The following is a 17,008-nucleotide window of genomic DNA, read 5'->3' on the forward strand; positions in this document are numbered from 1 at the left end:
GATCGGTCCGGGCGATGGTGACAGAACCGCCGGTCCGAGGACCGGCGGCCTGCTCAAAGTGAACAGTCCGCCAGTCGGCCGACTGTGCTGCTCATCCGAGCGCAGGCGCAAGCGTCAGTCGCGATAGGCGGCGGGCGGGATCGCGGGCACCGGGTGCAACTCCTGCCCGAGCCACTTCTGCGCACTGGCCGCCAAGCTCCCGTCGGCACGATCCCGTTCCAGCAGCTTGTTCACGAACCGCACCAGATCGGGCTGTTCGGGGCTCATCCCCACACCGTAGTACGCGTTGGCGAGCGACCGCCCGACCACCTTGGTCTGCGGATCCTGTGCCGCCATCCCCGCCAGTATCCCGTCGTCGCTGGACACGGCGTCGACCTTGCTCTGCTGCAACGCGACCACGCAGTCCGGGATGCTGGGCAACGTCACCACGTTCAACCGCACCGGCAGCTTCCGCAGCGTGACCTCGGTCGTGGACCCCTTGGAAGTGCAGAGCTTCTTGCCCTCCAACTGTTCCACCTCCTTGACCCCGGAACGGGTCGGCACCAGCAACCGCTGCGTCGCGTTGTAGTACGCGCTCGAGAACTCGACGGTGCGCTGCCGCACACAAGTGGCGCTGAACGTGTTGACCACGACGTCGACCTGCCCCTGCTGGATCAGCAGCGCCCGGTCGGCCACGTCGCGCACCACGAACTGGACCTTGTCCGGGTCGCCGAAGATCGCCTGGGCGATCTTGCGGACGATGTCGATGTCGGCGCCCTTGAGCTTCCCGGTCTGCGAGTCGCGGTAGCCGAGCAGGTACTTGCCCTGGTCGACGCCCGCAATCAGCCGTCCGCGCGCGTGGATCTTCGCCATCGTCGACCCGGACGGCATGGCACCCGGCTCGGGCAGCGCACCACCGGGACGCAGGCTGTCCTTCACGGTCGCGCACTCGGGCTGCGACGACGACGGCGCCCGAGACGGGCCCTTGCCGCTGTCGCTCGCGGCCGGGTCGGTGCCGTGCAACGCGGGCAGCGCGATCCCTGCGAGCGACAGCACGACGGCGGCGGAAAAGAGGACGACCGGTCGCCGGACATTGACCATCGACGTGCGGAAACCGTTGCGGGGACTGGTCATCGGTACTCCTCCACCCGACGTGCGACGCCGATCGCGAAGCCCGCGGCGGCCAACGTGAACAACACGGCGGGCCCGAACGCGAGCAACGCCGTCGCGTCACCGGCGGCCGATGTCGCGGAGGCGAGCCGGGTCTGTGCGCCGGTGCCCGCATGGCTCACAGCCTTGTCGAGAACGGCGAACGCGGCACCGGAACTGCCCGTGTCGGTGCCGACCGCCGACCGGACGGCCTTCTGGTAGTCACCGCCGTCGTCGAACCGGCGCAACCGGGCGTGCGCCTCGGACCACGCGGTCGCGGCGGTGCGGATCCCGTCGACGTCGGCGCCGCGGTCCTCGGCGACGGCGAGCGGGCCGTCCTTGGCGGTGAGCCGGTCGAGCTGCTCGGTGAAGCCCGAGTCGGACGCGCTGCCGCCGCTGCGGGCCACCAGCACCAGGCTTTCGTTGCTGCGGGCCTGGAGCACGAGCGTGCGGGCCTCGTCGAGCGCGATGGCCGCGTCACTGGCCTTGTTCGCGTCGGCGAGCGCACTCTCACTGACCAACGTCGACAGCGACCACCACAACACGCCCGCGACGACGAGCACGGCCGCCCCGGCCACCCCGAGGTTGAACCGGCGCTGCGTGCGCAGGGACTCCCGGCGGGCGAAGTCGAGTGCCGCGAGGAACAACGCGATCCCGAACACCACGACGGCGACCGGCAGCGAACTGGCCGCTCGGTAGTCGGTGTTGAGCGCGTCGACCTCGATGCGCCGCAACGTTTCGGCCGCGGGCAGCAGTTCGGTGCGCATCTGCTGCGACGCCTGCGCCAGATACGACTGGCCGAGCGGCAACCCCTGACGGTTGTAGGTGCGGGCCGTCTCGACCAGTCCGGTGTACGCGGGCAGCCCGGTGATCAAGGTGTCGAGCGGCTTCGCGGCCGGGGCGTCCGGCGCGACCTGCCGGGACGCCTCGGCGAGGCGCTGCCCGGCGTTGGCGACGTCCGCGTCGTACCGGGTGCGGATCGCCGCGGGCTCTTGGCCGGCGGACACGTAACCGCTGGTGGCCATGGCATCGGCGTCGGCAAGCGCTTGGTAGATCTCACCGGCGTGCTGCGTGAGCGTGGTGTCCCGGCCGGCCGCGTCGTTCACCGCACCGACCCGCGAGGACCCACCGACCAGACTCAGCACGGCAGTCACCAGACCGGCCAAGGTCAACAGCACCCCGACCCGGCGCAACCGTGCCGGTGTGCGCGGCCCCGTCCACTGCACCCACCACGACAGTCGCCCGTCCCCGGCGGCCCGCGAAGCGGGTGGCGCCGCCGGACTCTGCGTCGTAGTCATGATCACCCCCTGGAGGGAACCGATCATAACCGCCGTCCCCCTGTGAAACCCCGGCTTCGAGGCAAACCGGCCCGAGGCGGGACCCGGCAGACCGCTTCGGTGCCGGAACGGTCCAACAGCCGGTCGGTCAGGGCCCGTTCATCCGCGACGGCCTGTCCCGGGAGGCGTGGGGAACGCGACCATGGAGGCCCGCGCCGTCCAGTGGTGTCACGGCCCGCTCATCCGCCCCGTACGACAGGTGCGTAGTCCTCCAGGGCGCGGTCGGCCACCCACCCCTGGGCCCTGGCCCTGGACACGTCCAGGACGACCGAATGGGCGAGCTGGTCCACGGCGTAGCGGGTGAGCGGAGGCTCCGTGCGGCCGAGCAGCCGGGCCAGTCCCCGGGCGGCGCCCGCCGCGGTGCGGGCGGCGGGCAGGGGGACGTGACCGATGCGGGCCCGTACGCGATGGGCGCGCAGGACCGTCCGGATCGCCTCGTCCCGGTCGTAGGGCACCGGGTCGGCGATGTTGTACGGCCCCGGCGGCCAGCCGGCAGCCATGAGACAGGCGCCGGTGAGGTTCTCGACGGCGGTCAGGCTGAGAGGGACGCTGGGCCCGGGCAGCAGGAGCAGCCCGCGGCGGACACGGGACAGCAGCCGGGGCACCAGGTGCGGGTCCCCGGCGCCGTAGACCGCCCGCGGCCGCAGCACCACGGCGCCCGCTGCGAGGGCCAGGGCCTCACCGGCGGCCTTGGTACGGCCGTAGGAGTTCAGGTGCCCGCGTACCGGATGGTCCTCGGTGACACGGGACCGCCCGGGGCCGGGCGCGTAGACACTGGCGCTGCTCACCCACACCACCGGCCGGCCCTCGGCCGCCCGAAGCAGCCGCGCCGTGCCGTCGACGTTGACCGCGCGCATGGTGGCCTCGGCCGGGGAGCCGGGCACCGGGTCGCCGACGGCTGCCGCGCAGTGCACGACGAGGTCGGCACCGGACAGGTCCGGCACCTCGCACGAGGCGTCCCAGGGAACGTGCCGGCCGACCGGGCCGGGGCGTCGCCCGACGCACAGGACGTCGGCGCCGCGGGCGGCGGCCGTGGCCGCGACGTGCGAGCCGCAGAAGCCGCTCGCGCCGGTGACGGCGATCGTGGTCATCGGTTCTCCGGGGATCGACGGGCGTGGGCCGCCCGGACGGTGAGGGAGCGCCAGCCGGGCAGGGCCGCGCCCCGGTCCACACGGGCGCGTACGACGGTGGGACGGTGGGGGGCGAGCGCGGCGAGGACGTCCGCGAGCTGGACGCCGGCCAGGCGCGCGCCGGGGCAGGCATGGGCACCGGCGCCGAAGACGAGCCGGGCCACGGCGGGCGGAGCCGGACGACGGGCGTCGGGCAGCCGGTCGTGGGCCCGCGCGGCGTGCCGGGCCACCAGGATCAGGCGGTCCCCGGCCCGGACCGGGCAGCCGTCCAGCTGCGCGTCGGCCGCCGCCACACGGGGCAGCAGCGGGGAAGGGGCGGTCACCCGCAGCAGTTCGTCCACCAGGGCCGGGCGCAACCGGTCGTCGGCCGCCTCGTCCCAGAGACCTGCGTCGGCGCACCAGGCCGCGGCCCGGGGAAGGGCGGCGACAGTGGTGTTGACGGCGGCGACCGCGAGCATGGCCCGCAGACCCGACTCGGCCGTTTCGCCGCCCACCGGGGCGAGCAGCGCCTCCAGCCGCGCGGTCGCCGCGGCGGCCGCCCGCGCGGTGCCCGGCCGCCGGGGGCCGGGCAGATGGTCGCGTACGGCGGCGGCCGCCGCCCCGGCAGCGGCCTCGGCGACGGCTTCGGAGTCACCGGCGATGCCCAGGAGCGCGCAGACGGTGGCCCCGGACAGTTCACGGGCCAGTGGTACGAGATCGACGTCCCGGCCCGCGCGGAGCGGAGCGAGCCTGCGGTCCAGGACCTCCTGCCACACCGGGCGCAGCCGCTCCACCCCCGTCGCGCCGAGACCGGCGGCGACGGCACGCCGGGTGGCACGGTGTCCGGTGCCCTCCTGGTCGAACAGCGTGCCGCCCGCGGACAGTTCCCGAGCGGCGCCGCCGGTGGTGCCGGCGGCGGTGCGGTCCAGCGGGACACGGGTGAGGGCCTGCCGGTAGGGCTCGGTGCCGTGCACCAGCACCGCGCCGCCGACACGGGCGACCGCCCGGCGGCGGCCGACGGCCAGGAGCGCGAACAGCACGGGGTGGGAACGGGTGTACACGCGCCGGTCACGGCGGCGGGCGCGGGCCGGGGCGGAGGACGACCGACCGGTCAACGGACGTGCACCTGCTTCGGGTCGGCGGGCAGAAAGCGGCGGTCCCAGCACCACAGCAGGGTCCGGCGGGCGCCCCAGGCACGCAGACGGCGCAGACTGGTGTGCACGACCATCCGCTCGGCCCGGACGATGCGGCGACTGTGCTCGCGTGCCCGGTTGAGAAGGACCACGTCCTCGGGCGGCCCCTCCAGAGGGACGCGGGGCGTGCCCCCGCAGCGCAGGTAGAGCCCCGCCGTGATGGCGAGGTTGTGGCCGTGACAGAGCACGTACGGCGTGCGGTAGCGCGGGTGCCGGTGCAGGGCACGGTAGCGCCCGTACAGCGCGGTGACCCTGACGACCGCCGGGAGCAGATACCGCTCGGCCGGTGACGGCGACTCGTCGCGGCGCGGAAGGCTGCGGCCGCAGACCATCTCCGCACCCCGGGCGAACTCCCGGCGCGCCGAGGCGATCCAGTCGGCAGCGGGCAGACAGTCGGCGTCCGTGCGCACGAGCAACGCTGCGCCGTGCGCGACGGCGTACCGGAAACCGGTGTCGGCGGCGGCACCGGCGCCCCGCTCCTCCTCGTGGACCAGACGCACGGGGAAGGGCGCGCCGGCGGCGAAGCGGCGTACGACGGCGGCGGTCGCGTCGGTGGAGGCGTTGTCCACGACGACGAGGGCGAAGCCGGTATCGGTCTGGGCGGCGAGCGCGGCGAGGGTCGCCCCGATCCCGGCCTCCTCGTTGTAGGCGGGCACCACGGCCCACAGCGTCGGCATGCCACCGGACGCGGTCATCCCCGGCTCCGTTCGGCCAGGCGCCGGGCGGCGAGGCGCGCGGTGGCGGCGCGGTCGGGCTTGAGGGAACGGCCGGACAGCGGGATGTCGGCGAGCAGCACCGCGTCCGGCCGGGCGGCACCCATGCGTTCCAGCGGCCCGGCCAGGGCGGCGCGCAGCGCGGCACGGTCGGCCCCGCGGCCGGGCTGGACGACGGCGACCAGACGTTCGTCGCCGTCGCCCGCCGGTACGCCCACGAGCAGGGCCAGTTCGACGCCCGGCACGTGCAGCGCCGGCTCGTACAGACCGGGGTAGACGTTCTCCGCGCACCGCAGGATCATGTCCTTGCGGCGGCCCTCCAGCACGATCCGGCCGCCGTCGAGGCGCGCCCGGTCGCCGGTGGCGACCCACGGATCGGGGTCCTCGCCCAGGTAGCGGTCCCGGGCGGCCGGGCCCGACAGCAGCAGCTCCCCGGCGGCATCGGTCTTGGCCACCACCCCGGGAAGGGGCGTACCGGCCAGGTCCCCGTCACCGGTGAAGGCGGCCTTGTCGGCCTGTTCGACCGCCGCGGCGGGGAACAGCTCGGTCAGCGCGTACACGCCCCACGCCTCATCGGCGCCCGCCCGCCTGACGCGGGTGAGCAACTCGGCGCTCGCCGGGGCCGATCCGGTCCACACCCGGCCGGTGAACCGTCCGCCCGCCGCCAGCAGCCGCCGGACCTGCGGCGGCGTCAGATAGGTGGCCTGCGGGCCGAGCCGGCGCAGCTGCCTCGACAGCACGGGCGCGGAGCGGGCGGGCAGCGCGACCGGAGCTCCGCTCGCCAGCGACGGCACGAGGACGAAGAAGGTGCCGCCGAGGACGGGCCGCCCCGCCTCGGGCCGTACCAGCTCGGCCACCGTCGACATGCCGGCGGCCAGCGAGGACCGGCTGTGGACCACCGCGCGGGGCCGCGAGGTGGTTCCCGAGGTGAACACGATGACCGCGTCCCCGTCCCCGTCCACCGGGGGCGGCAGCGGTACGGCCCGGACGTCCGCGTCCAGGGCGGGGGCGCACCCGGGCAGCCGGGGCCCGACCGTGGCCACCGGCCCGAGCCGCGCCAGGTCCGGCAGGGCGAGGCGGGCCCGGCGGGCGAGCGTGCGGGCCCATCCGGCGACCGCCTGGGCGGTGGCGTCGGCGAGGACGACGTCGGGCCGGGCCAGGGCGAGCCGGGCGCGCAGCACATCCGGACCGGCGCCGGGGTCGAGTACCGCGGCCCCGGCACCGAGCCGGTGCACCGCGAGCATCACGGCCAGGGCCCGGGGCCCCGGCCGTACGGCGACACCGACGGTGCCGCCGCGTGCGATGCCCCGCGCATGGAGGGCGGCGGTGTACCGGTCGGCGAGGTCGGCCAGCTCCCCGTAGGTGGCCTTGGTGCGAACGGCCCCGGTGCGGGTGGTGCCGAGGACGGCGGGCCGGCCGGGGTGGCGCCGCAGGGCGTGGGCGAGGGAGTCGAGCATCAGCGTGGGTCCTCCTGGTGACGGCCCGGGCCCTTGTCGAGGTACCAGCGGGCGGTGCCGACGAGGCCGTAGGCACTCAGCCGGCGGGTGGAGTTCTCCACGACCATGTCGCGGGCGTGGACGATGGCAGTGGTGCGGCGGCGCACCCGGTTCAGGAAGAGCCGGTCGGTGGGGGAGGGACGGCGCGGCATTCCGCCGACGGCCTCGTACAGCGCCGTGGTGATGGCCATGTTGTTGCCGGCGTGCATCCGGTAGGGGGTGAGGTAGCCGTGCCGGCGGTGGTGGGCGGGGCGTATCCGGCCGAAGAACGCGGCGAGGCGGACCAACGCACGGAACGCGGCCCGCCCGAGCGGCCCGTGCTCGTCGCGGCGTGCGTCGATGCGCCCGCACACCAGACCCGCACCGCCGCGCAGGGCACCGCGGGCACCGGCCGTCCAGCCGGGGTGCGGCAGACAATCGGCGTCGGTACGGGCCAGCAGCGTCGCGCCGTGCTCGATCGCGTACCGGAACCCGGTGTCCACCGCACAACCCACACCCTTGTCCGGCTCGGACAGGACGTGAACCGGGAAGGGCGCCCGACGGGCGAAGTCGCATGCGACCCGGGCGGTGCCGTCACTGGAGGCGTTGTCCACGACGACGAGGGTGAAGTCACGGTCGCGCTGGCCCGCGAGCGCCTCCAGCGTGGCGCCGATGCGCGCCGCCTCCTGGTGCGCGGGCACCACCACCCACAGGGCGTTCATGACTGCTCCCACACCATCGTCATGATGCTCACGCCCCCGCCCAGCCCCACGAACAGAACCCGGTCGCCGGCCTCCAGACCCTCGTGGACGAGGTCGAGCTGCACGCCGAGCGTGGCGCTGGCCATGTTGCCCAGCTGGGGCACGGTGACGACGAGCCGGTCCCGGGGGATGCCGGTGAGTTCCACGAACCGATCCAGGTACGGCACGGTGACCTGGTGCACCAGGATGTGCCGGAAATCGCCCCACACCAGGCCGGTGCGTTGCCGCATCCGGTCGAGCACCGACGTGCCGACCTTCTCGAAGACCTCGCGCAACTCGCTGCCGTCACCGCGGAAGTACGTGTGCTCGTCCCCGCGGGGGTGGCGCGAGCCGCCGCCGAAGATTCCCCCGACCGGCCAGTGCTCGGAGTGCGTCTCGGTGTCCACGTCGAGGATGCCGCCCCGCTCCACCGCCTCCAGGACGACCGCGGCCCCGGCGTCGCCGAAGGTGTACCCCGCGAACCCCTCGCGGAGCTGTTCGGGGCCGGACGGGGCGTGGCGGACCGCGCGGCTCGGGGTCTCCCCGGTGACGACCAGGGCCCGGCGGGCGCGGCCCGCGAGGATCATCGCGCGGGCCGTGTCGATGCCGTTGACGAAGCTGTTGCAGGCGTTGGTCACGTCCAACGCGTGTGCCCGGGAACCGAGTTCGGCCTGGACGATGTGCGCGGTCGCCGGTTCGGCCACGTCCCGTGTGGCGGAGGCGAAGACCAGCAGGTCCACGTCGTACGGGGTGAGCCCGGCCCTGGCCAGGGCGGTACGGCCGGCCCGCACCGCGAGTGTCGAGGCGTACTCGCCCTCCGCGGCGGCCCGGCGCGAGACGATGCCGGTGGCCCGCTGGAGCATCCGGGCCGGCAGGGGGAGCCCGGAGACGGCGGTGATGCTCTCCTGGAGCTGTCGGGACGTCACTTCGCGCTCCGGCAGACAGGAGGCCACAGCGGTGATACCCGCTCGGCGCACGGGGCCGCGAGCAGCGTGGTCTATGTGCATGGGCCGAACGTTATGGGCGATCCGAGTGAGCAGACCTGAGTGCCGGTACTCAACCGGCCTGGGTGATCGGACACATGGAGGAACAACGGGGGAACAACGGCGTCCCGGTCCCGGTCCCGGAACGCGGACGAAGCGCTGCTCCGGCCGGAAGGGCCTCTGTTCCTGCCACGGCCCGCCGGAACCACTGCCGGAGTCGCCCGCAGACCCTCGGACACCAGGGCCTCCCGTTCGGATCAGGCCGGGCTCGTGTGCCCCCGGCACTTCCCCGGGCTCCCGGCTGTGTTCGAGCAGGGGAGACCCCGTCCGGCTCCCTCCTCCGCCCGTCGGACCGGGGCTTCACATGGTTCCGCGGCGCCCGCTGTGGACACCGGCACCGGAGGCCGCCTTCCGGAGCGGCGAACCGCGCGGCGACCGCCCGCACCTCGGCGGGACGGACCCTGAACACGAACTGCCGTGCCGGTCCGGGCAGGGCCTCGATCGGCACGTGAAAGGTTCCAGAATCACCCAATGACCTGAATCGGGGTTCTGTCGTTGGTCGGGTGTGAGGCGTGCCCGGCTGTCCGGGCCGCCACCGCAGCAGGAACACAGGAGGAACATCGTGCCCGTCGCCCCCACTGTCCCCCTGCACCGGGTGAAACTCCCGGTGCCCGGGCCGCCCCGGCTCGTCGAGCTGCCGAACGGCACGCCCGTCTGGCTCGTCACCCGGTACGACGACGTGCACCAGGTACTCACCGATCCCCGCTTCGGGCGCTCACCCGTCCACGAGCCCGGCACGTCGCCGGTTGCCGACAGCCCCAGCCTGCTGGACAGCCGCGAAGCCATCGGCCAGCAGGACGGCGACGCTCACCTGCGCCTGCGGCGTGCCGTCGGACGGGCCTTCACACCGCGCTCGGTGGAGCACATGCGACCGTGGGTGACCGCGGTCGTCGACGGGCTTCTGGACTGCCTCGTCGAGAAGGGATCGCCCGCCGATCTCGTCACCGACTACGCGCTGCCCCTGCCCTGCACGGTGATCCACCGGCTGCTGGCCGTGGACGACGTCCCCATCGAGCGGCTGCTGTACTGGGCCGAGCACGCCTTCGCCGGGGCCACCGCGGTGCGGGAGGAAGGCGACCACGCCCGACGCGAACTGACCGCGTTCGCCGCCGCGTTGATCACCGAGCGGCGCAGCGCGCCCGGTGACGACGTGGTCAGCTCCGTCGTCCGGGCCGCCGACAGCGAAGGCGGCATCCCCGAGGCCGCGCTGGTCAATCTGATCGCCACCATGATCGTCGGCGGTCACGAGACCACCATGACCATGCTCAGCAACTCCCTGCTCTATCTGCTGACCGAACAGCCCGCGGCCTGGGCCCGGCTGGCTGTCGACGAACAGGGCGCCGCGGTCCTCACCGAGCGCCTGCTCCACCTGATTCCGCTCAACGACCACGAGGAGCACCCCGGCCGTCTCATCGCCGCCACCGCGGACATCCGACTCGGCGGTGTGACGATCCGCTCCGGCGACTTCGTCGCGACCGACCGTGTCGCCGCCAACCGCGACCCGGCGGCCTTCCCGGGCAACCCCCACGCCGACCTGTTCACACCTCTGCCGAAGCCCTCGCTCGTTTTCGGCGCGGGCCGGCACTACTGCCTGGGAACCTGGCTCGCCCGGGCCGAGCTCCAGCTCGCCCTCCACCACCTCGCCGGCCGCCTGCCCACCCTGCGCCTCACCCACACCACCGACGACATCGTGTGGCGGCGCGGCACCGTCAGCCGCAGCCCGCTTCACCTGCCTGCGGCCTGGTGAAGGGCAACCAACGAGGTGCCCCACGACGGCCGGGAGGCGTACGGGTGCCCCTGAACCGGTAGCCGGTCCGTCGGCGCGGTGCCCGGCCGCCCCGGCTGCACCGCTCCTGCTCGTGGTTCTCCGCCGACGCGCCGAATCCGGACGCAGAGCCGTGCTCCGGTTGCGAGTCAGGCGGACTTGATGTCAGAGCACCATGCGCGCCCGTCGGATCTTCGCGGACCGGCACCATGACCACGCTCCGGCCATGTTCCTCATGGGCCTCACGAGAGATCGAAGGGGGCGATGGAGTGGTCCTCCCAGATCCGGCGGGAGGCATCTTCGGGGTAGGGGAGAGTCTCCGGCTCGGTGTCCAGGACACGGGTGAGCCGCCGGCCGGGTCGGCAGGCGGCCCAGCCCGCGTCCCCGGTGGTGACGAAGCGGATCCATGCCCCCTTGATCTCGTCGGAGAGCGCGAATGCCTCGGGGGCGGGATCGCTTCCGACGAGCTGCACACCCACAGGGCTGTCCAACGTGCCGAACGCCAGGGGGACATCGAGGCTGTGGCAGGCCCCCAGGGCGCCGCCGAGCACCGGGGCGGTCCAGCAAAGCTCGAACAGGTACGAGGTGCCGTCGGCCGCTGCGTTGGCCTCGGCCAGCTTCTGCGACGGCATACGGAAGAGGGCGTCCGAGTACACCGTCTCCACCAGTTCCTCCGGGCCGGCCTGGGGAAACACGGCACGGTACGCCTCCGCGCCGTGCGGCTGCGGGGCAAGCAGCTCCAAGGCCGCACGGGCGTCCTGTTCGGTGAAGGTGCCCCGCCGTCCGCCCATGACACTGAACAGCCGGAATTCGTCCCGGGTGTGGCCGACGAGCAGCTCGATCCCGCTCGCGCGCCCACCGGCCAGCGCGGACCAGGGCGTTTCGGGGAGGACCTCGCCGTCGACGACGGGACACAGGGCGGTGCCGGTCTTGGTGAGCCGCCCCCAGCTCTCCCGGTGCGCATGGAGCTCGGCGTTGAAGGCGGTGAGCCCCGCGGCCAGGTGCCAGGGGTCGATGTCCCGCAGGGCTGCCGCGGTGGGGGCCGCCACGCCGAGCCGGTGCGCGAGTGCGGCGGTGACCTGCCGTGCCAGCGCGGGGGTGCTGTGCAGCCCCGGCACCGAGTGGGCGATGGCCCGCCGGAACAGGCCGCGCGCCGACTTCATCGCGAGGAGGGCGGCGACCGACCCCGCCCCGGCGGACTGTCCGGCCACGGTGACCTGGTCGGGATCGCCTCCGAAGGCGGCGATGTTCCCCCGCACCCACTGCAGCGCCGCGACCTGGTCGAGGAATCCGCGGTTGGGCGGCGCGTCGTCCAGGAACGCGAAACCCTCAACGCCCACGCGGCAGTTGATCGTCACCACGACGAGTCCCGCCCCGGTCAGCGCCGCCGGGTCGTACATCGGGTCGCTCGACATCGCCGAGACGTAGCCGCCCACCGGGATCCACACCAGCACCGGTAGTCCCGCCGCGCCCGTGTCCGGGGTGCAGACGTTCAGCGTCAGCCAGTCCGTGCCCTGGGGCGGACCCGCGCCGACCGGCAGGGACAGCGGCACCACGGGGCCGAACTCCGCCGTCTGCCTCGTCCCCTCCCAGCGGTGCGGCGGGGCGGGCGCGGCGAAGCGGAACGCTCCCACCGGGGGCCGGGCGTAGGGGATGCCGCGGAACACCGCGCACCTCTGGCGCCGACGCCCCTGCACGACACCTTCCGTGGTCCGAACCCTCGGCCGTTCGGGCAGTTGTCCAGGCATGGCCCCAGGTTTATAGGTCAAGTGTATTATGTCAATCGTATTGGAAAGAGTTCGGGCCACGGGGGAAGGCAGGAGGGGCCGGGGATGCCGAAACAGGTGGATCACCGCGAGCGCCGCGAAGCGATCGCCCACGCACTGTGGCGAGTGGTGGAGCAGCGCGGCGTCTCGCATCTGACGATGCGTGTGGTTGCCCAGGAGGCGGGCATCTCCCTGGGGCAGTTGCAGCACTACTTCGCCTCCCGGGCCTCCATGCTCTCCTTCGCCATGGACTTCGCGTCCGAGCGGACGTCGCTACGCGTCGAACAGGGACTCAAGAAGCTCGGCGACTGTCCGCACCCGCGCGACGTGCTGCGACTGACGCTCGCGGAGATGCTCCCCCTGCACGCCGACGCACGCGCGACCAGCCGGATGAGTGCCGCCTACGTCCTGGAGGCACTGCACGACGAGTCCGTCCACGAGCAGGCGCGCCGCGGCCTCGCGCAGGGACGGGCCCTCGTCGAGCAGTTGGTCCGCAGGGCGGTTGCCGACGGGCACATCGACTCCGACCGCGATCCGGCGACCGAGACCAACCTGCTCCTCGCCCTCACGGGCTTCACCCCTCTGATCGAACTGGACGTGATCGGGCCGCAGGACGCGCTCACCGCGATCGATGCACATCTGGACAGGCTGTTCGGCGGAGACACCCGGAACGCGTGACCGGGGTCCGCCCGCAGAATCAGGATTCGCGGGCCATGGACGCGCGCACGCCGGTTGCCCGCCCCTTCCGTGCGTTCCCCGACCACCAGCGCATCCCGAGCGCGTCCAGGTCCGCCCGTCGCTGCCGGGACGAGTTTGCCGCCCGGCTCGTCCGTTGTGGCAGGGAAGCGGGTGTGCCGGCCTTCCGGGGGCACTCTCAGATGCCCTTTACAGGCAGGGACCTGCCGTTCCGCAGGGCCGGGGACTGACCGCAGTTCGTCGTCGGCATGCCATGGCTTCGGCCGGGCCGTCCCACACCCCCCGGATCGCCGATCCCGGAGTGGTCCGAGCGCCTCGGAGATCATTTCATCAGGGATTCCCGGTGCCGGCCGAGGGCTGCCATGTCTGTGACCGGGGCCGGGTGGCGGCCGTCCAGCTTTCCCCGCGAGTGCGCGTATCGGTGGGATGACCGATGTGCGGAGGCCGGACGCACGGACATAGTCCTCGGGAGATCGTTCGCGGGCAGTCCCGGTACGCCCGCCTGTCGAAAGGACTTTTTTGTGGGCACGCATGCGGATCTGGTATTCCTCGGCGGTCGGGTGGTCACGGTCGACGCGGAGTTCTCCGTCGCCTCGGCCCTGGCGGTGACCGGCGGGATCATCAGTGCCGTCGGTGGGCGGGACGACGTCGCACCGCTCGTCGGGCCCGACACCCGTGTCATCGATCTGCGGGGGGCGACGCTGCTTCCCGGCATCAACGATTCCCATCTGCACGCGTGCGCCTTCGGCATGGCGACACCGCCGCTCTCCCTCGACGTCGGCCACCCCGCCGTGTCGTCCCTTGCGGACGTGGCCGACACGGTAGGGGAGGCCGTCGAGCGAGTGCCGGCCGGGCAGTGGATCACGGGGCACGGCTGGGACACCGGTTACCTCGACGAGTGCCTCGCCGATCCGTCGCGGCTGCCCTCGCGGCACGACCTCGACACCGTGAGCCCCGACCACCCCGTCGTCCTGTACTCCTTCTCCGGGCACGCCACCTGGATCAACTCCAAGGCGCAGGAACTCATCGGGATCGACCGGCACACCGTCGCGCCGCCCGGCGGGGCCATCGTCACGGACGAGTCCGGGGAGCCGACCGGGCTGCTCCACGAGGGAGCCCAGGCCCTCGTCCAGAACGCGCTGCCGCCGCTCAGCCGACAGGAACGGACCGACGCGATCAGGTCGGCTCTCGCCACGCTGGCCCGGCTCGGCGTGACCAGCTACACCGAGCCCGGTCTCGGCCCCGGCGGCGACGGCATCATGCGGGGAGCGCTCGGCACGGAGACCCTCGACGTCTACCGTCGGCTGCTGGCCGACGGCGAACTGACCGCCCGCGTCGGAGTCCTGCTCCTGCCCACCGGCATGGCGAGCACCTCGGAGGAGTTCGCGCGTGCCCTCGCCGCGGCCGACGAGATCGACGAGACCGGCGAAACCGATCCGCGCCGCCTCGCGATCCACGGGGTGAAGATCTTCGCCGACGGCATCGTCCCCAACAAGACAGCCTGGATGCACGAACCGTACGTCGGCGGCGGCTGCGGCTCCCTCTGCGTCGGGGGCGAGAGCGACGGCGAACGGATCACCGGGATACACAGCATGATCCGGCATGCCCACGCCGCCGGACACCAGTTGGGCGTCCACGTCACCGGTGACCGGGCGATAGACACCGTCGCGGACGCCTTCGCCGCCGCCGTGTCCGAGCATCCGCGGCCCGACGCCCGGCACTACGTCATCCACGGCGACTTCCTCACCGCGCACAGCATGAAGGTGCTGGCCGAGCACGGCTTCGGCGTCAACATGAACCCCACCATCAAGTGGACCGTCGCCGACATGGAGGAGGAATTCGTCGGCACCGAACGGGCCGCGTACGCGTGGCCCTACCGCGACGCCATCGACGCCGGGGTACGCGTCGCCAGCGGCTCCGACGCTCCCGTCACGTATCCGGACTGGCGCCAGGGCGTCGCCACCATGGTGCTGCGCGAGTCGAAGGCCGCCGGCCGGGTCAGCGGCCCGGAGCAGCGCATCGCCCTCGCCGAGGCGATCCGTACGTACACGATCGGCGCGGCCTGGCAGGACTTCGCCGACCACTGGAAGGGCTCCCTGGAGCCGGGCAGGGCCGCCGACCTCTGCGTGCTCGACGGGGACCTGCTCGCGGCCGACCCCCATGACATCCCGGAGATGCCCGTCGTCCTCACCGTCATGGACGGGCGGATCGTGCACGACACGCTTCGCGATTGACGTATTCCGGACGCTTGACCATCCTTGGGGCATGGCAGCACGGCGGAGCACAGCGGACATCCTGGACGCGGCGGTGCAGGTCCGTGAGGCCGCCAGGAGCGGCGGGAGCGGCATCGGCACGGTCCTGACGGCGCTGTCGCAGGTGGTGGAGCACGACCATGCCTCCCTCTCCCGGTGGGATCCACAGCGGCGGCGCCACACCACCCTGGCCGGGAGCTACCCGGAGGAGGCCACGTCGTACATCGAGGCCCGCCTCCACCGCGACCCGGTGTTCCGTGTGCTCCGGGGCCCGGCCCGGGGCGGCCTCTGGCTCGGGGACGTACCCCGGCACCTCCTGGCGTCATCGCCGGGCTTCCAGGAGGTGCTGTCCCCCCTCGGCATCAAGGACGGTGTGGCCCAGTGCCTGTTCGCCGCCGACGGCCGGTACGTCGGCATGCTGAACATCAGCGCCCGCCGACCGCGGCACAACCCCGATCCGGCACGCGCCGCGATCACCCTGCTCACCGAGGCACTCGCCGCGGCCGTCGATCCACGCACGGGCCCGCGGCCCGAGGAAGCCGCCGCGTTCGGCCCCGGGGCGGACACACCGCACCCGCCCGCACGGCGGCCCGGTGGACTCTCACCACGGGAACTCCAGGTGCTGGCCGAAGTGACCGCGGGCCGCACCAACCGGGAGATCGCCGAGCGGCTGCACATCACGCCGCGGACCGTGGGAACTCACATCGAGCACATCCTCGCGAAGCTCACTCTCCCCAATCGCGCGGCTGCCGCCGCCCGAGCCGCCTCCTGGGGAATCGAGCCCTCCCTCTGACGCGTACGCCGCAGGAAGGCCACGGAGCCCCTCGGACCCCCGAGCCGCTCCGACGCACGAGCGGGCGTCCGCTGCTCGTCGCTCATGCGGCCCGGCCGCGGACAGGCCAACAGCCCTTCACAACAGTCCTTCATCGGAGAACTCCGCGTCCTCCCTCTCCCGCGGGAACGACCGGCGCCTCCGGGGAAGCCGAAACGGTAACCTCGGGCCATGTCCGAGACATCAGTGGCACATTTCTACGACGAACTGGCTGACGCCTACCACCTGATCTATTCGGACTGGGACACGAGCATTCGTCGGCAGGGAAGCGCCCTGGATGCCCTGATCGGCCAAGATCGCGTGACGATCCTCGACTGCTCCTGCGGCATCGGCACGCAGGCCATCGGCCTGGCGCTGCGCGGGCACCGGGTCACCGGGACCGACCTCAGCCCCCGCGCCGCCGCCCGCGCCGCCCGTGAGGCCGCCCTCCGGAACCTGAGCCTGCACACGGCCGCGGCCGACATGCGACGCCTCCCGTTCCCTGACGGCCGGTTCGACACGGTCGTCTGCGCCGACAACTCGCTGCCCCACCTGCTGACCGAGCAGGATGTGCACGCCGCCCTGGCCGAGATGCGCCGAGTGCTGCGTCCCGGCGGTCTGCTTCTGGTCAGCACACGCCACTACGACGACCTGCTGCGCGACCGCCCGGCCTCGACGCCTCCACAGGTCCACAGGAGCGTCGACGGCGCCGACGGCGAAGAACGAACCGTCACCTTCCAGCTCTGGCACTGGCACGACGACGGCGAGCACTACGACCTGGAGCACTTCCAACTCCTTCCGGCAGAAGGGGAATGGCGCGTCCAGGTCCGCCGTACCACTTACTGGGCGCTCGCCCGGGACCGGCTGGCCGGTCTCGCAGCCGAGGCCGGGTTTGTCGACTCCGAGTGGCGGATGCCGCAGGAGACCGGCTTCTTCCAGCCACTGCTCGTGGCCCGCGCAGGTGAGTAGGTGACCTCACC

The 17,008-nt window shown here is 73.1% G+C and carries 14 protein-coding genes; 5 read left to right on the plus strand and 9 right to left on the minus strand.

What is annotated here, in order from left to right; translation table 11 throughout:
- Positions 1-114: 114 nt before the first annotated feature.
- The 8 genes from ABZZ04_RS23500 to ABZZ04_RS23535 form a co-directional block, all read right to left on the minus strand.
- A complete protein-coding gene (locus ABZZ04_RS23500; protein WP_356934163.1) occupies positions 115-1,113 on the minus strand; it encodes a glutamate ABC transporter substrate-binding protein in 999 nt (332 codons plus the stop codon).
- On the minus strand, positions 1,110-2,426 hold the full coding sequence (locus ABZZ04_RS23505; RefSeq protein ID WP_356934164.1) for a hypothetical protein: 1,317 nt from the start codon (positions 2,424-2,426) through the stop codon (positions 1,110-1,112). The genes ABZZ04_RS23500 and ABZZ04_RS23505 overlap by 4 nt, the downstream gene beginning before the upstream one ends.
- 218 nt (positions 2,427-2,644) lie before the next feature.
- Positions 2,645-3,556 carry an NAD(P)-dependent oxidoreductase gene (locus ABZZ04_RS23510; protein ID WP_356934165.1) on the minus strand — a complete coding sequence of 304 codons (912 nt, stop codon included), beginning with the start codon at positions 3,554-3,556 and terminating at the stop codon, positions 2,645-2,647.
- Positions 3,553-4,689, minus strand: coding sequence for a cytochrome P450 (locus ABZZ04_RS23515; RefSeq protein WP_356934166.1), 1,137 nt, complete (start codon positions 4,687-4,689; stop codon positions 3,553-3,555). The genes ABZZ04_RS23510 and ABZZ04_RS23515 overlap by 4 nt, the downstream gene beginning before the upstream one ends.
- Positions 4,686-5,462 carry a glycosyltransferase gene (locus ABZZ04_RS23520; protein WP_356934167.1) on the minus strand — a complete coding sequence of 259 codons (777 nt, stop codon included), beginning with the start codon at positions 5,460-5,462 and terminating at the stop codon, positions 4,686-4,688. Before ABZZ04_RS23520 ends, ABZZ04_RS23515 begins: the two co-directional genes overlap by 4 nt.
- A complete protein-coding gene (locus ABZZ04_RS23525; RefSeq protein WP_356934168.1) occupies positions 5,459-6,937 on the minus strand; it encodes a class I adenylate-forming enzyme family protein in 1,479 nt (492 codons plus the stop codon). The genes ABZZ04_RS23520 and ABZZ04_RS23525 overlap by 4 nt, the downstream gene beginning before the upstream one ends.
- On the minus strand, positions 6,937-7,677 hold the full coding sequence (locus tag ABZZ04_RS23530; protein ID WP_356934169.1) for a glycosyltransferase family A protein: 741 nt from the start codon (positions 7,675-7,677) through the stop codon (positions 6,937-6,939). Before ABZZ04_RS23530 ends, ABZZ04_RS23525 begins: the two co-directional genes overlap by 1 nt.
- The gene (locus ABZZ04_RS23535) at positions 7,674-8,621 is read right to left on the minus strand and encodes a ketoacyl-ACP synthase III (RefSeq protein WP_356934170.1); all 948 of its coding nucleotides are present in this window, start codon (positions 8,619-8,621) and stop codon (positions 7,674-7,676) included. Before ABZZ04_RS23535 ends, ABZZ04_RS23530 begins: the two co-directional genes overlap by 4 nt.
- A 679-nt stretch (positions 8,622-9,300) precedes the next feature.
- Here ABZZ04_RS23535 and ABZZ04_RS23540 point away from each other — a divergent pair.
- Entirely contained in the window at positions 9,301-10,485 is a 1,185-nt protein-coding gene (locus ABZZ04_RS23540) for a cytochrome P450 (RefSeq protein WP_356934171.1), read from the plus strand.
- 260 nt (positions 10,486-10,745) lie between these two features.
- On the opposite strand, the gene ABZZ04_RS23545 is transcribed toward ABZZ04_RS23540, so the two are convergent.
- Positions 10,746-12,251, minus strand: a complete 1,506-nt coding sequence (locus tag ABZZ04_RS23545; protein WP_356934172.1) for a carboxylesterase family protein — start codon at positions 12,249-12,251, stop codon at positions 10,746-10,748.
- 84 nt (positions 12,252-12,335) lie between these two features.
- On the opposite strand from ABZZ04_RS23545, the gene ABZZ04_RS23550 reads away from it, so the two are divergent.
- The 4 genes from ABZZ04_RS23550 (at position 12,336) to ABZZ04_RS23565 (ending at position 16,997) form a co-directional block, all read left to right on the plus strand.
- Positions 12,336-12,947, plus strand: coding sequence for a TetR family transcriptional regulator C-terminal domain-containing protein (locus ABZZ04_RS23550; RefSeq protein ID WP_356934173.1), 612 nt, complete (start codon positions 12,336-12,338; stop codon positions 12,945-12,947).
- 539 nt (positions 12,948-13,486) lie between these two features.
- On the plus strand, positions 13,487-15,199 hold the full coding sequence (locus ABZZ04_RS23555) for an amidohydrolase (RefSeq protein ID WP_356934174.1): 1,713 nt from the start codon (positions 13,487-13,489) through the stop codon (positions 15,197-15,199).
- Between the two features lie 31 nt (positions 15,200-15,230).
- A complete protein-coding gene (locus tag ABZZ04_RS23560) occupies positions 15,231-16,010 on the plus strand; it encodes a LuxR C-terminal-related transcriptional regulator (RefSeq protein ID WP_356934175.1) in 780 nt (259 codons plus the stop codon).
- Positions 16,011-16,220: 210 nt separating this feature from the next.
- Positions 16,221-16,997, plus strand: coding sequence for a class I SAM-dependent methyltransferase (locus tag ABZZ04_RS23565; RefSeq protein ID WP_356934176.1), 777 nt, complete (start codon positions 16,221-16,223; stop codon positions 16,995-16,997).
- The last annotated feature ends 11 nt before the right edge of the window (positions 16,998-17,008 follow it).

The sequence above is a fragment of the Streptomyces sp. NPDC006435 genome (genome assembly GCF_040612315.1).
Lineage (GTDB): Bacteria > Actinomycetota > Actinomycetes > Streptomycetales > Streptomycetaceae > Streptomyces.

Bases quoted from the DNA above. Each gene is read 5' to 3' on its own strand.
- ABZZ04_RS23550 (WP_356934173.1), top strand. From the start codon at position 12,336: ATGCCGAAACAGGTGGATCACCGCGAGCGCCGCGAAGCGATCGCCCAC.
- ABZZ04_RS23545 (WP_356934172.1), bottom strand. From the start codon at position 12,251: ATGCCTGGACAACTGCCCGAACGGCCGAGGGTTCGGACCACGGAAGGT.
- ABZZ04_RS23510 (WP_356934165.1), bottom strand. From the start codon at position 3,556: ATGACCACGATCGCCGTCACCGGCGCGAGCGGCTTCTGCGGCTCGCAC.
- ABZZ04_RS23505 (WP_356934164.1), bottom strand. From the start codon at position 2,426: ATGACTACGACGCAGAGTCCGGCGGCGCCACCCGCTTCGCGGGCCGCC.
- ABZZ04_RS23525 (WP_356934168.1), bottom strand. From the start codon at position 6,937: ATGCTCGACTCCCTCGCCCACGCCCTGCGGCGCCACCCCGGCCGGCCC.
- ABZZ04_RS23520 (WP_356934167.1), bottom strand. From the start codon at position 5,462: ATGACCGCGTCCGGTGGCATGCCGACGCTGTGGGCCGTGGTGCCCGCC.
- ABZZ04_RS23530 (WP_356934169.1), bottom strand. From the start codon at position 7,677: ATGAACGCCCTGTGGGTGGTGGTGCCCGCGCACCAGGAGGCGGCGCGC.
- ABZZ04_RS23560 (WP_356934175.1), top strand. From the start codon at position 15,231: ATGGCAGCACGGCGGAGCACAGCGGACATCCTGGACGCGGCGGTGCAG.
- ABZZ04_RS23500 (WP_356934163.1), bottom strand. From the start codon at position 1,113: ATGACCAGTCCCCGCAACGGTTTCCGCACGTCGATGGTCAATGTCCGG.
- ABZZ04_RS23565 (WP_356934176.1), top strand. From the start codon at position 16,221: ATGTCCGAGACATCAGTGGCACATTTCTACGACGAACTGGCTGACGCC.